The organism is Pseudomonas sp. Pseusp49, assembly GCF_059491875.1.
In genome coordinates this window covers 6,331,355-6,344,736 of record NZ_CP168514.1, presented here as the reverse complement: position 1 = coordinate 6,344,736, position 13,382 = coordinate 6,331,355, and the positions used below count along the sequence as shown (strand labels likewise).

Annotated in this window: 12 protein-coding genes; 9 read left to right on the top strand and 3 right to left on the bottom strand. The window is 59.4% G+C overall.

Annotated features, from left to right (window positions below; genetic code table 11):
- Positions 1–108 precede the first annotated feature (108 nt).
- Positions 109–1,299 carry a methionine adenosyltransferase gene (gene metK, locus ACEN83_RS28350; protein WP_007975460.1) on the bottom strand — a complete coding sequence of 397 codons (1,191 nt, stop codon included), beginning with the start codon at positions 1,297–1,299 and terminating at the stop codon, positions 109–111.
- A gap of 18 nt (positions 1,300–1,317) precedes the next feature.
- Complete coding sequence (locus ACEN83_RS28345) at positions 1,318–2,313, bottom strand: ArsR/SmtB family transcription factor (protein ID WP_495578963.1); 996 nt, start codon at positions 2,311–2,313, stop codon at positions 1,318–1,320.
- A gap of 262 nt (positions 2,314–2,575) precedes the next feature.
- On the opposite strand from ACEN83_RS28345, the gene tkt reads away from it, so the two are divergent.
- From tkt to ACEN83_RS28310, 7 genes are all read left to right on the top strand, one after another.
- Positions 2,576–4,573, top strand: coding sequence for a transketolase (gene tkt / locus ACEN83_RS28340; protein WP_116579597.1), 1,998 nt, complete (start codon positions 2,576–2,578; stop codon positions 4,571–4,573).
- Positions 4,574–4,746: 173 nt separating this feature from the next.
- Complete coding sequence (epd, locus tag ACEN83_RS28335; RefSeq protein WP_495578962.1) at positions 4,747–5,799, top strand: erythrose-4-phosphate dehydrogenase; 1,053 nt, start codon at positions 4,747–4,749, stop codon at positions 5,797–5,799.
- 12 nt (positions 5,800–5,811) lie between these two features.
- Positions 5,812–6,975 carry a phosphoglycerate kinase gene (locus ACEN83_RS28330; protein ID WP_495578961.1) on the top strand — a complete coding sequence of 388 codons (1,164 nt, stop codon included), beginning with the start codon at positions 5,812–5,814 and terminating at the stop codon, positions 6,973–6,975.
- A gap of 35 nt (positions 6,976–7,010) precedes the next feature.
- Positions 7,011–7,232 carry a hypothetical protein gene (locus ACEN83_RS28325; protein ID WP_007975465.1) on the top strand — a complete coding sequence of 74 codons (222 nt, stop codon included), beginning with the start codon at positions 7,011–7,013 and terminating at the stop codon, positions 7,230–7,232.
- A 56-nt stretch (positions 7,233–7,288) separates the two neighbouring features.
- Positions 7,289–7,630 carry an MliC family protein gene (locus ACEN83_RS28320; RefSeq protein ID WP_495578960.1) on the top strand — a complete coding sequence of 114 codons (342 nt, stop codon included), beginning with the start codon at positions 7,289–7,291 and terminating at the stop codon, positions 7,628–7,630.
- A 264-nt stretch (positions 7,631–7,894) separates the two neighbouring features.
- A complete protein-coding gene (gene fba / locus ACEN83_RS28315; RefSeq protein WP_007975467.1) occupies positions 7,895–8,959 on the top strand; it encodes a class II fructose-bisphosphate aldolase in 1,065 nt (354 codons plus the stop codon).
- 252 nt (positions 8,960–9,211) lie between these two features.
- Positions 9,212–9,619 carry a hypothetical protein gene (locus ACEN83_RS28310; RefSeq protein ID WP_495578959.1) on the top strand — a complete coding sequence of 136 codons (408 nt, stop codon included), beginning with the start codon at positions 9,212–9,214 and terminating at the stop codon, positions 9,617–9,619.
- 95 nt (positions 9,620–9,714) lie between these two features.
- On the opposite strand, the gene ACEN83_RS28305 is transcribed toward ACEN83_RS28310, so the two are convergent.
- A complete protein-coding gene (locus ACEN83_RS28305; RefSeq protein WP_116579594.1) occupies positions 9,715–10,383 on the bottom strand; it encodes a polysaccharide lyase family 7 protein in 669 nt (222 codons plus the stop codon).
- Positions 10,384–10,704: 321 nt separating this feature from the next.
- On the opposite strand from ACEN83_RS28305, the gene ACEN83_RS28300 reads away from it, so the two are divergent.
- Positions 10,705–12,828 (top strand): putative bifunctional diguanylate cyclase/phosphodiesterase, encoded by a 2,124-nt coding sequence (locus ACEN83_RS28300; protein ID WP_218481200.1) that lies wholly within the window; start codon positions 10,705–10,707, stop codon positions 12,826–12,828.
- Between the two features lie 45 nt (positions 12,829–12,873).
- Complete coding sequence (locus ACEN83_RS28295) at positions 12,874–13,365, top strand: YgjP-like metallopeptidase domain-containing protein (RefSeq protein ID WP_495578958.1); 492 nt, start codon at positions 12,874–12,876, stop codon at positions 13,363–13,365.
- The last annotated feature ends 17 nt before the right edge of the window (positions 13,366–13,382 follow it).

Sequence of the window (13,382 nt, the reverse complement as noted above, 5' to 3'; positions counted from 1 at the left end):
TGGGAGCGGGCTTGCTCGCGAAGGCTGCGACGCGGTGTAAAGCGAATCCCCAATAAAAAGCCCCGCAAGGCGCGAGCCGTGCGGGGCTTCGGGTGTTGCGGGGAAGTCTTACAGGCCGGCAGCAGAACGCAGGGCGTCGGCGCGGTCGGTTTTTTCCCAGGTGAACGTGGTGAAGGTGTCGTCACCAACGGTCTTGGTCGCCGGGGTGCGACCGAAGTGGCCGTACGCAGCGGTTTCCTGGTACATCGGGTGCAGCAGGTCGAGCATGGTGGTGATCGCGTATGGACGCAGGTCGAACACTTCGCGAACCAGTTTGACGATCTTGTCGTCGCTGATCTTGCCGGTGCCGAAGGTGTTCAACGAAATCGAAGTCGGTTGGGCAACGCCGATCGCGTAGGAAACCTGGATCTCGCAACGCTCGGCCAGGCCGGCGGCAACGATGTTCTTGGCCACGTAACGACCGGCGTAGGCCGCCGAACGGTCAACCTTCGATGGATCTTTGCCGGAGAACGCGCCACCGCCGTGACGGGCCATGCCGCCATAGCTGTCGACGATGATCTTGCGACCGGTCAGGCCGCAGTCACCCACCGGGCCGCCAATGATGAACTGGCCGGTCGGGTTGATGTGGAACTGGGTGTCCTTGCTCAGCAATTCGGCAGGCAGCACGTGCTTGACGATCAACTCCATCACGCCTTCGCGCAGGTCGTTGTACGACACTTCCGGGTTGTGCTGGGTCGACAGGACGACCGCGTCGATACCGACAACCTTGCCGTTTTCGTAGCGGCAGGTCACTTGCGACTTGGCATCCGGGCGCAGCCAAGGCAGCAGGCCGGATTTGCGGGCTTCGGCCTGGCGCTGCACCAGCTGGTGCGAGAAGGTGATCGGTGCTGGCATCAGCACGTCGGTTTCGTTGCTGGCGTAGCCGAACATCAGGCCCTGGTCGCCGGCACCCTGATCTTCAGGCTTGGCACGGTCGACACCCTGGTTGATGTCAGGGGACTGCTTGCCGATGATGTTCATCACGCCGCAGGTGGCGCCGTCGAAGCCGACGTCGGAGCTGGTGTAGCCGATGTCGGTGATCACGTCACGAACGATCTGCTCCAGGTCAACCCAGGCCGAAGTGGTGACTTCGCCGGCGATGATGGCCACGCCCGTTTTCACCAGAGTCTCGCACGCCACACGGGCGAACTTGTCTTCAGCAATGATGGCGTCCAGCACCGCATCAGAAATCTGGTCGGCGATTTTGTCCGGATGCCCTTCAGACACGGACTCGGAGGTGAAAAGGGAGTATTCGCTCATCTCGATGTTTTCCTGAAATTACCGATGGTGAGTGTCGCCAGCCGGTCGCTGAAAGTGGCGAACCTGGATCTGGAAACCATTACGTAAGCCTACATAGAGGCTTTCCCCGGGAACGAGTCCCGCAGCGGTGGCCCAACGGGCCAGATCGTCCTGTTCAAACCCCAGCCAGAGATCACCGCAGGCCTCCTTGGCCCAACTCTGGTTGTGGCTACATAACTCTGTCACCAACAGGCTACCGCCTGGTTGCAGCAAGTGGGCCATGTGCTTGAGCGCATCGGCCGGCGCGGCAAAATGATGCAGCACCATGTTCAGTACCACGCAATCGGCCTTGAGGCTGACGCCGTTCAATGCATCGGCCAGTTGCAGGCTGACGTTAGTCAGCTTGTCGCGTTCGCAGACCTGGCGCGCCAGTTCGAGCATCGCGGTGCTGTTGTCCAGCGCCGTGACCTGCGAGAAGCGGCGCGCCAGTTCCGGCAGGAATGCGCCATCGCCGGGGCCGACTTCAATGGCCGTGGCGTCTTTGCCAAGGCTCAACTTGTCGAGCAGCGCCACCACGCTGTCGCGGTACTGCGGCAGGCCGGCGATCAAGTCTTGCTGGGCGCGAAACTTCTCCGCTACCCGTGAGAAAAAGTCCTGGCTGGCGGCTGCTCGTTGCCCGTGGACCTGAGCGATGCGCGCCTGCACATCGGCCGGCAGCGTCAGGTTGTCCACTTCTTCGAGCAGGGCTGCGTGCAATTTGCCGCCCAACAGTTCGGTGTGGGGCAGGGCGCGCCGGTAAAAAATCGCATTGCCTTCGCGGCGCGTTGCCACCAGGCCGGCCTGGGCCAGCACCTTGAGGTGGTGGCTCATGCCTGACTGGCCGATGCCGAAGATCTGCGCCAGTTCCAGCACGCCAAACGAATCGTTGGCCAGTGCGCGCAAAACATTCAACCGCAGGGGATCGCCGCCAGCCTTGCACAAGGCTGCCAGCTCATCGCAATCGTCATGCTGAATGGAGGGCACGCGTAAATTCATAAGGCCGGCAGTCTAGTCACGGGTCGAAGGCATCGCAAGAGCAATATCAAAAAGTTTTGATATTGCTCGATAGATGGCACTTCTTGACGTTAGCTTCAGTCAACAAACGAACAGCGGAAAGGTTTCATCAGGCGAATACGTCGTTATCCATTGGAAAAACGCCTTCAGATGACTATCTGTCATTGCCCCGAGGCGGCCGGGTGAGGGAAAATGCTCGCCTTTTTTCCGTTTCGTTTTATTCAAGTCCCCCAGGAGAACAGCGATGCCTAGCCGTCGTGAGCGTGCCAACGCCATTCGTGCCCTCAGCATGGATGCCGTGCAAAAAGCCAACAGCGGCCATCCCGGTGCCCCAATGGGTATGGCGGATATCGCCGAGGTACTTTGGCGCGACTACCTCAAGCACAACCCGAGCAATCCATCGTTCGCCGACCGTGACCGCTTCGTGCTGTCCAACGGCCATGGCTCGATGCTGATCTACTCGCTGCTGCACCTGACCGGCTACGACCTGTCGATCGATGACCTCAAGCAGTTCCGTCAACTGCACAGCCGCACCCCGGGCCACCCGGAACTCGGCTACACCCCGGGCGTGGAAACCACCACCGGTCCACTGGGCCAGGGCCTGGCCAACGCAGTGGGTTTTGCCCTGGCTGAAAAAGTCATGGCGGCGCAGTTCAACCGTCCTGGCCACAACATCGTCGACCACCACACCTATGTGTTCCTGGGTGATGGCTGCATGATGGAAGGCATTTCCCACGAAGTCGCTTCCCTGGCCGGTACCCTGGGCCTGGGCAAGCTGATCGCCTTCTACGATGACAACGGCATCTCCATCGACGGTGAAGTCGAAGGCTGGTTCACCGACGACACGCCGAAGCGTTTCGAATCCTACAACTGGCAAGTGATCCGCAACGTTGACGGTCACGATCCGGAAGAGATCAAGACCGCGATCGACACTGCTCGCAAAAGCGCGCAGCCAACCCTGATCTGCTGCAAGACCACCATCGGCTTCGGTTCGCCGAACAAGCAAGGCAAGGAAGACTGCCACGGCGCCCCGCTGGGTGACGCGGAAATCGCCCTGACCCGTGCGGCGCTGAAGTGGAACCACGGTCCGTTCGAAATTCCGGCCGATATCTACGCCGAGTGGGACGCCAAGGAAGCAGGCAAGGCTGTCGAAGCCGAGTGGGACCAGCGTTTCGCTGCCTACTCCGCCGCCTTCCCGACTGAAGCCAACGAACTGGTGCGTCGCTTGAGCGGTGACCTGCCAGCTGACTTCAGCGAAAAAGCTGCGGCCTACATCGCCGAAGTGGCCGCCAAGGGCGAAACCATCGCCAGCCGTAAGGCCAGCCAGAATGCCCTGAACGCATTTGGCCCGCTGTTGCCCGAGTTCCTCGGCGGTTCGGCTGACCTGGCCGGTTCCAACCTGACCCTGTGGAAAGGTTGCAAAGGCGTTACCGCCGAAGATGCCAGCGGCAACTACATGTACTACGGCGTGCGCGAGTTCGGCATGACCGCGATCATGAACGGCGTTGCCCTGCACGGCGGCCTGGTGCCTTACGGCGCGACCTTCCTGATGTTCATGGAATACGCCCGTAACGCAGTACGCATGTCGGCCCTGATGAAGCAGCGTGTGATCCACGTCTACACCCACGACTCCATCGGTCTGGGCGAAGACGGCCCGACTCACCAGCCAATCGAGCAACTGGCCAGCCTGCGCTGCACGCCGAACCTCGACACCTGGCGTCCAGCCGACGCCGTTGAATCGGCGGTGTGCTGGAAGTACGCGCTGGAGCGCAAGGACGGTCCTTCGGCCCTGATTTTCTCCCGTCAGAACCTGCAGCACCAAACCCGTGATGCCGGCCAGATCGCCGACATCAGCCGTGGTGGTTATGTGCTCAAGGACTGCGCAGGCGAGCCTGAGCTGATCCTGATTGCTACCGGTTCGGAAGTCGGCCTGGCTGTTCAAGCCTTCGACAAACTGACCGAGCAGGGCCGCAAGGTGCGCGTGGTTTCCATGCCGTGCACCAGCGTGTTCGATGCCCAGGACGCCGGCTACAAGCAATCGGTCCTGCCGTTGCAGGTCAGCGCCCGTATCGCCATCGAGGCCGCTCACGCGGACTACTGGTACAAGTACGTCGGCCTGGAAGGCCGCGTGATCGGCATGACCACCTACGGCGAGTCGGCACCTGCGTCGGCCCTGTTCGAAGAGTTCGGCTTCACCCTGGAAAACATCCTGGGTCAGGCTGAAGAACTGCTGGAAGACTAAAACACGCCGCGGTGGCCCAGGCCACCGCGATCCCCTGTAGGAGCTGCCGCAGGCTGCGATCTTTTGATCTTGATCTTGATCTTGAAAGGATCAAAAGATCGCAGCCTGCGGCAGCTCCTACAGAGGGTGTGTTGTTAGCGAAAATTCGTCTGACTGCGTCTATCGAGAACCCCATGCCTCAACCGCGTCCCTACAAAGTTGCACTCAACGGCTACGGCCGGATTGGTCGTTGCGTCTTGCGTGCGTTGTTCGAGCGAGGCGACAAGGCCGGGTTTGAAATCGTCGCGATCAACGATCTGGCGGACATGGCCAGCATCGAATACCTGACACGCTTCGACTCCACCCATGGCCGGTTCCCCGGCGAAGTGAAGGTCGATGGCGATTGTCTGCATATTAATGGCGACTGCGTGAAGGTCCTGCGCAGTGCCACCCCCGAAGGCATCGATTGGGCATCTTTGGGCATCGATCTGGTGCTGGAGTGCTCCGGCGCTTATCACACTCGCGAAGACGGCCAGCGTTTCCTCGACGCCGGCGCCCCGCGTGTGCTGTTTTCCCAGCCGATGGCCAGCGAGACCGATGTCGACGCCACCATCGTCTACGGCGTGAACCAGGATTGCCTGACCGGCGATGAACTGCTGGTGTCCAACGCATCCTGCACCACCAACTGCGGCGTGCCGCTGTTGCGCTTGCTGAATCAGGCCATTGGCCTGGATTACGTATCGATCACCACCATTCACTCGGCGATGAACGATCAGCCGGTCATCGATGCCTATCACCACGAAGACCTGCGCCGCACCCGTTCGGCGTTCCAGTCGGTGATTCCGGTGTCCACCGGTCTGGCGCGTGGTATCGAACGCCTGTTGCCGGAACTTGCCGGACGAATTCAGGCCAAAGCCGTGCGGGTGCCGACGGTCAACGTGTCCTGCCTCGATATCACGATGCAGACCGCCACTACGACCGATGCCACCGAGGTCAACCGGATCCTGCGCGAAGCCGCCACCAGCGGCCCGCTCAAAGGCCTGCTGGCTTACACCGAGTTACCCCACGCAAGCTGTGATTTCAACCACGACCCACATTCGGCGATCGTCGATGCCAGTCAGACTCGCGTTTCCGGCCCACGGCTGGTGAACATCCTGGCCTGGTTCGACAACGAATGGGGTTTTGCCAACCGAATGCTGGACGTTGCAGAACACTATCTGCAAACAGCAACTTCAAAAAAACCGTAGGAAGTGCGACCCATGACCGTGTTGAAGATGTCCGACCTCGATCTGCAAGGTAAGCGCGTATTGATCCGCGAAGACCTCAACGTCCCAGTCAAGGACGGTGTTGTCACCAGCGATGCGCGTATCCTGGCCTCGCTGCCGACCATCAAGCTGGCCCTGGAAAAAGGCGCGGCCGTGATGGTCTGCTCGCACCTTGGCCGTCCGACCGAAGGCGAGTTCTCGGCCGAGAACAGCCTCAAGCCGGTTGCCGACTACCTGAGCCGTGCCCTGGGCCGTGAAGTGCCGCTGGTGGCCGATTACCTGGGCGGTATTGACGTCAAGGCCGGCGACATCGTGCTGTTCGAAAACGTGCGTTTCAACAAAGGCGAGAAAAAGAACGCCGACGAACTGGCCCAGCAATACGCCGCTCTGTGCGACGTGTTCGTGATGGACGCCTTCGGCACCGCTCACCGTGCCGAGGGCTCGACCCACGGCGTGGCCAAGTTCGCCAAAGTCGCCGCTGCCGGCCCGTTGCTGGCCGCTGAACTGGACGCACTGGGCAAGGCCCTGGGCGCCCCGGCCCAGCCGATGGCTGCCATCGTTGCCGGTTCCAAGGTGTCGACCAAACTCGACGTACTGAACAGCCTGAGCCAGATCTGCGACCAGTTGATCGTCGGCGGCGGCATTGCCAACACCTTCCTGGCCGCTGCCGGTCACCCGGTCGGCAAGTCGCTGTACGAGCCGGACCTGCTCGACACCGCTCGCGCCATCGCCGCCAAAGTCAGCGTGCCGCTGCCAGTGGACGTAGTGGTTGCCAAGGAATTCGCTGAAAGCGCCGCTGCGACCGTCAAGCTGATCGCTGACGTCGCTGCCGACGACATGATCCTGGACATCGGCCCGCAGACCGCGGCGAACTTCGCCGAACTGCTGAAATCGTCCAAGACTATCCTGTGGAATGGTCCGGTCGGCGTGTTCGAATTCGACCAGTTCGGCAATGGCACCAAAGTGCTGGCCCAGGCTATCGCTGACAGCGCGGCGTTTTCCATTGCTGGCGGTGGCGACACCCTGGCGGCCATCGACAAATATGGCGTGGCCGAGCAGATCTCCTACATTTCTACCGGTGGCGGCGCGTTCCTCGAATTCGTCGAAGGCAAGGTGCTGCCAGCCGTTGAAGTCCTGGAAAGCCGGGCCAAGGCCTGAGGGTCGCCCGTTTGACCAGGCAAGGGAGTGTTGACATGGTCAAGACGTTAGCGCTGTTGATCGTTGCAGGTTCGCTGGTGGCGTGCGGGAGTAACCCGAAGGCCACTGCGGAACCGGCGCCGTCCGAGTCGGACAAGGGCTGCTACCAGGCTGACTGGCAGGCGGAAACCAACCCGGTGCTCAACAAGCGTTCCGGGCCCGAAGGCCTGGACAAATACGAGACCCGGACGCCCGCCAAGGAACATGGTTGCCCTTGACGGGTCTGACTCATTACTCAGGGCTGGCAGCGTGCGCCGCCAGTCGAGGGACACGGATGAAAGGTTTTATCGCCGTTACGGCGCTGGCGCTGTTGGCCGGTTGTGCTCAGCTGAATCAGTTGAACCCGTTCCAGTCGTCCCCACCTGTGGATAACTGGACCACCTGGACCTGCGACAGCCAGGCCAAAGTGCTGTGGCGCTACACCGGCGACAGCCGCAAGGAAGTCGACGTGCGCCTTGGCGGTGCCGATCAGGTCTACCGCTTGAAGCAGGAACCGGGTGCATCGGGTTCGCTGTACAGCAATGACATGCTGGCGTTTCACATAAAAGGTGAGGAAGGCCTGGTTTACTGGGTCGCCACCAATGATTTGATCGGCCGTGGCTGTAAGGCTGGGTAACACGCTTGATTTGACGTACAGAGATCCAAATGTGGGAGCGGGCTTGCTCGCGAAAGCGGTGGATCAGCTTGCATAGATGTTGAATGTTGAGCCGAATTCGCGAGCAAGCCCGCTCCCACAAAGGTTCTGTGCAGTTGTTGAGATATTGGCAACACCCGAATTCGCAGTCCGGGCTCAACCCCCGATCTGCAATAACTTGAATAGCCGCCGCCGCTACGGCAGGCTGGCACGATTAACGACCCTCAACCGGGAGAGACACACACAATGGCACTTATCAGCATGCGCCAGATGTTGGACCACGCAGCCGAGTTCGGCTACGGCGTTCCAGCCTTCAACGTCAACAACCTTGAGCAGATGCGCGCCATCATGGAAGCCGCTGACAAGACTGACTCCCCGGTGATCGTCCAGGCTTCGGCCGGTGCTCGCAAATACGCCGGTGCACCGTTCCTGCGTCACCTGATCCTGGCGGCAATCGAAGAATTCCCGCACATTCCGGTGTGCATGCACCAGGACCACGGCACCAGCCCTGACGTCTGCCAGCGCTCCATCCAGTTGGGCTTCAGCTCGGTGATGATGGACGGTTCCCTGGGCGAAGACGGCAAGACCCCGACCGACTACGACTACAACGTGCGCGTTACCCAACAGACCGTGGCCATGGCTCACGCCTGCGGCGTTTCGGTAGAAGGCGAGCTGGGTTGCCTGGGTTCGCTGGAAACCGGCATGGCCGGTGAAGAAGACGGCATCGGCGCCGAAGGCGTTCTGGATCACAGCCAGATGCTGACCGACCCGGAAGAAGCCGCTGACTTCGTAAAACGCACTCAGGTTGATGCCCTGGCCATTGCCATCGGTACCAGCCACGGCGCCTACAAGTTCACCAAGCCGCCTACCGGCGACGTGCTGGCGATCGACCGCATCAAGGAAATCCACAAGCGCATTCCGAACACCCACCTGGTGATGCACGGTTCGTCTTCGGTTCCGCAAGAGTGGCTGGCGATCATCAACCAGTACGGCGGCGACATCAAGGAAACCTACGGCGTACCGGTTGAAGAAATCGTCGAAGGCATCAAGCACGGCGTGCGCAAGGTCAACATCGACACCGACCTGCGCCTGGCATCCACAGGCGCCATGCGTCGCCTTATGGCCACCAACCCGAGCGAATTCGACCCGCGTAAATTCTTCGGCGCCACCGTCACCGCCATGCGCGACGTGTGCATCGCTCGCTACGAAGCCTTCGGTACCGCGGGCAACGCTTCGAAGATCAAGCCGATCTCCCTGGAAGGCATGTATCAGCGTTACCTGAAAGGTGAGTTGAACGCCAAGGTCAACTAAGACTTCAGTGCGTTGATGTTGAGTTAAAAAACCCGCAGTGATGCGGGTTTTTTATTGTCTGTAATATTCATTGTTGTGAGAAATAAGACGTCTGAGAGTTCTTTATGGCTCGAACCCCTGTAGGGAAAATAGAGCGCGTGTGAAGTGTTGTTCTTTATTTTAGTGTCGTTGTTGACTGCTGTGCAGCTTTGCTATTTAAATTAATTCGTACGCAAATCGTGCATAAGATTTCATGGATGAAAGGAAATGCTGATGCCATTCAGAAAAATATCAAAGTGCTTCTGTTGTGTTGTTTTGCTGATTTTGCCGGGCCTGGGCTCCGCGGCATCGGAGGATGAAGTTTTTACTGCTTCGATCGACTCCCGGGGGAAGGTGCTGGCAAAATCATCAGAATGGATTTCTGCTGTAAAGGTAAATACTCGTTCAGGATATTACTCTACTTATACAATTGCTTTCAAAGCAGAGGTTTTTAAAAAAGATCCGGCTTTTTGTGCTGTGTCTGTAACAGATGTTGATACGTTTGATGACATTTTTTATGCTCATGCAAAATTGGCCGGCACGCCAACTTCCAGTAATGTTCAAGTTATTACTCATTTGGTTGGAAGTCTGGAGAAGGATTACGATTCTTCGAAGAGTTTTATGTTGATGTGTATCCAGTAGATTTGCGCGTTGCTAGAGGGGCAGGTTGACTCGGAAAACCGTCGCAGGACGGTTTTCCTTTTTGGAGGTCAAATGGAGCGGAGACGGTTCAGGACCTACTGGTTGTGATCGATATCCAGCTTGCTGAAGGTCACTTTCCCGCCTTCGGTGGTGTACCCGGTGTTGTCCTGCACATAGACCCCGGCCTTGAAGTACAGCGGCTTGTCGCGCCAGGTTGTGCTGATTTGCGTATCCCATTGATAGCCTGCCGCGCTGATGCCTAGGGCGCCACCGGGGCTGAGGTGAATGAGGTAGTTGAACTCCTGGTCGAGTTTCACCCCTGTCGCAACGATGATCACCCGGCCTGTATCGTCATCGGGATGCATCCGGACCTTGGCGACGATATTGCCGGTGGCCGTACTGGTTTTGTATTGGTACTCGACCTTCACCAGCGGTTTCTGGCTTTGATAGGCATGGATCTGGCCGATGACGACTTTCCCGGAACTCGGCACCTGGTTCACTGCCAGCGTGGCATACAACAAATTGTCGGCATCCGGGTAATACCAGTTTTTCAATGTGCCGTTGCTGTAGGTTTCACGTAATTCGGTGCGCGGATAAATCGCGTTTTCGGTACGGGAGCCGGTCACGGGCGACCAGAAAAACAACGTGCCGGTGTCGGAGTGGAAGTATTGATCCTTGAAACCATCCACCAGCTTGGAGGTTTCGACAGTGTACGGCGGGCTGCCGACGGGGACGCTGAGGTTCCAGGTTGCGAGGTCTATCATGTCGGTTCTTCCGCTTGATTCATGCTGCACGGGCGTGCCATAAGCTCTAGACCGCGCCTTTGGGGCGGCCTTTATAAGCGTAGCGAGATATTTTGTTAACGCTTGCCTGACGGGTGGTTGACGTCAACATCCTGTCGAAATGCCATCTTTCCCGGTTTTATGGGGCTGAACCATCGACCGTTAGTCGGCAAAAAGTCACAATGGTGAATGCTGGCTCACTGACACCTTCTGCTTTTGCAGAACCGGGTCTAGAGTGAAGGCACAGTATTTGTCCGGTTTTCACGAGAAACCGGCCTGACGCCCCGCAATTAGAGAAGCAGCATGGAATGCGCGCAACCCACGCCAGTAGACGGCGGCTCAACCCTTTTAGTCGTAGACGATTACCCTGAAAACCTGATCAGCATGCGTGCGTTGTTACAGCGCCAGGGCTGGCGGGTCATTACTGCCACCTCGGGATTCGAGGCCCTCGGCTTGTTGCTGGAACACGATATCGACCTGGTGCTGCTGGACGTGCAGATGCCGGGCATGGACGGTTATGAAGTGGCGCGCCTGATGCGCGGTAGCCAGCGGACCCGCCTCACGCCGATCATTTTCCTGACCGCCAATGAACAGTCCCAGGACGCGGTCATCAAGGGCTATGCCAGTGGTGCGGTGGATTACCTGTTCAAGCCGTTCGACCCGCAGATTTTCACGCCCAAGGTCCAGGCGTTGCTCGAACACCAGCGCAACCGCCGGGCCTTGCAGCGCTTGAGTCATGATCTGGAATCCGCCCGGGCCTTTAATGCATCGGTGCTGGATAACGCGGCCGAAGGCATTTTGGTGTTGGGGGAGGACGGCCTGATTCGTTTTGCCAATCCGGCGATGTCGCGGCTGCTCAATGCCCCGGTGCAGGAACTGCAAGGCAAGGAGTTTCTGGACTATCTGCAAAAGCCCCATATCCCGGTCTGGGCCGATTCCGAGTTTTTCACGGGCTACAAACGTGGCGAAACCTTGCGCCTGCACGATGCTTTGCTGCGTACGACGCGCGGCCAGCAGGTGCCGGTGGCCTTGTCCTGTGCGCCATTGCCTGCCGAGCAACATGCAATGGTAGTGACCGTGCTGGACATGTCGGTGGTGCGCCATCTGCATCAGCAGCTGGAGTTTCAGGCGGTCACCGATCCGCTGACCGGATTGCTCAACCGCCGCGGTTTCTACCAGACCGTAGAGAACCTGCTGTTGCGCGGTGAGCGTACCGACAGTTCCTGGGTCTTGATGTATCTGGACCTCGACGGCTTCAAGCGCGTCAATGATTCGCTCGGCCACGATGCCGGCGATCGGGTGCTGCGCTGGGTCTCCGAACAGTTGAAGGCGTGCTTGCGGCCTTTCGACATCCTGGCGCGGATGGGCGGCGATGAATTCACCGCGCTGCTGGATCTGGAGGTCCCCGAGCAAGCGGCGAAGATTGCCGAGAAACTCATCGAGCGCGTGTCGATCTGTCAGCAGGTCGACGGCCTCGATATCGCCCTGGGTGCCAGCATCGGCATTGCTACGTTCCCCGATTGTGGTGCCAATCTCGACGGGATGCTGCGGGCGGCCGACATCGCCATGTACGAAGCCAAGCGTGCCGGTCGTCAGCAATACCGCTTCTACGATCACGAAATGAACGGTCGGGCGCGCTCGCGGCTGATGCTCGAGGAAAGTGTGCGCACGGCCATCGAGAACCGGGATTTCAACCTGGTGTATCAGCCTCAGGTTGCGATTGCGGACGGGCGGATTCGTGGCTTCGAGGCCTTGCTGCGCTGGCAGCATCCGAGCGTTGGCGACGTGCCGCCGGGGCTGTTTTTGCCATTGCTGGAAGAGGCGCGGCTGATCAGTCGGCTGGGCAGCTGGATCTACCACCGCAGCGCCGGGCAGCGCAAAGCCTGGGAAACCCTGTTCACCGAGGACTTGGTGCTCGGCGTCAGCTTGAGCAGTACGCAGTTCGGCATGCCCAATCTGGTCACTGAACTGCGCCAGGTGCTGGAGCGCCATGGCTTGCAGCCGCGTCATCTGGAGGTCGAGGTCACGGAAGAGGCCTTGATGCATCACCCCGAGGAAACCCGCAAGCAGTTACGCCTGTTGCACAATCTGGGCGTACGAGTGGCGTTGGATGACTTCGGGGCCGGCCCGTGCTCCCTGTCGCACCTGCGCGACCTGGAGCTGGACACCCTCAAGCTCGACCGGCATTTGATAGCCCGGTTGCCGGACTCGGTACGGGATGCGGCGCTGGTGCGCAGTGTGATCGACTTGTGCAAACAGTTCGGGGTGCTGGTGATTGCCGAAGGGGTGGAAACCGTCGCGCAGTATGAATGGTTGCGGGCCAACGGCTGCGAATATGTGCAAGGCTTCCTAGTGGCCCGGCCGATGATGGCCGAGGACGCCGGGGTCTTTGTCCAGCCGTTTGACTGGAGCGCGCTGCCCCGCTGAATTCGCTACACTGGCGACCTTTCAGTGACCTGTATTGCCGCCCCGATGACCGTGTTGAAATATCTCCAGGCCTATCCCGCCACTTTGCAGGATCAGGTGCGCCAGCTGATCGCCGACGGTCGGCTGGGCGATTACCTGAGCCAGCGTTACCCGCAAAAGCACGCTGTGCAGAGCGACAAGGCGCTGTACACCTATGCCCTGGACCTCAAGCAGGAATACCTGCGCAATGCTCCGTCCATCGACAAGGTGCTGTTCGACAACCGCCTGGACCTCACTCACCGTGCCCTTGGCCTGCACACCACGATCTCCCGGGTGCAAGGCGGCAAGCTCAAGGCCAAGAAGGAAATCCGCATCGCTTCGCTGTTCAAGGAAGCGCCTTGCGAGTTCCTGAAAATGATCGTGGTGCATGAGCTGGCGCACTTCAGGGAATCGGATCACAACAAGGCGTTCTACAAGCTGTGCGAGCACATGCTGCCGGGGTATCACCAGGTGGAGTTCGATGTGCGGGTGTACCTGACTTGGCGGGATATGCAATAGAAGATCAAGATCAAGAG

Excerpts from the sequence above, each read along its gene's own strand:
- metK (WP_007975460.1), bottom strand. The coding sequence starts at position 1,299 with ATGAGCGAATACTCCCTTTTCACCTCCGAGTCCGTGTCTGAAGGGCAT.
- ACEN83_RS28345 (WP_495578963.1), bottom strand. The coding sequence starts at position 2,313 with ATGAATTTACGCGTGCCCTCCATTCAGCATGACGATTGCGATGAGCTG.
- tkt (WP_116579597.1), top strand. The coding sequence starts at position 2,576 with ATGCCTAGCCGTCGTGAGCGTGCCAACGCCATTCGTGCCCTCAGCATG.
- epd (WP_495578962.1), top strand. The coding sequence starts at position 4,747 with ATGCCTCAACCGCGTCCCTACAAAGTTGCACTCAACGGCTACGGCCGG.
- ACEN83_RS28330 (WP_495578961.1), top strand. The coding sequence starts at position 5,812 with ATGACCGTGTTGAAGATGTCCGACCTCGATCTGCAAGGTAAGCGCGTA.
- ACEN83_RS28325 (WP_007975465.1), top strand. The coding sequence starts at position 7,011 with ATGGTCAAGACGTTAGCGCTGTTGATCGTTGCAGGTTCGCTGGTGGCG.
- ACEN83_RS28320 (WP_495578960.1), top strand. The coding sequence starts at position 7,289 with ATGAAAGGTTTTATCGCCGTTACGGCGCTGGCGCTGTTGGCCGGTTGT.
- fba (WP_007975467.1), top strand. The coding sequence starts at position 7,895 with ATGGCACTTATCAGCATGCGCCAGATGTTGGACCACGCAGCCGAGTTC.
- ACEN83_RS28310 (WP_495578959.1), top strand. The coding sequence starts at position 9,212 with ATGCCATTCAGAAAAATATCAAAGTGCTTCTGTTGTGTTGTTTTGCTG.
- ACEN83_RS28305 (WP_116579594.1), bottom strand. The coding sequence starts at position 10,383 with ATGATAGACCTCGCAACCTGGAACCTCAGCGTCCCCGTCGGCAGCCCG.
- ACEN83_RS28300 (WP_218481200.1), top strand. The coding sequence starts at position 10,705 with ATGGAATGCGCGCAACCCACGCCAGTAGACGGCGGCTCAACCCTTTTA.
- ACEN83_RS28295 (WP_495578958.1), top strand. The coding sequence starts at position 12,874 with ATGACCGTGTTGAAATATCTCCAGGCCTATCCCGCCACTTTGCAGGAT.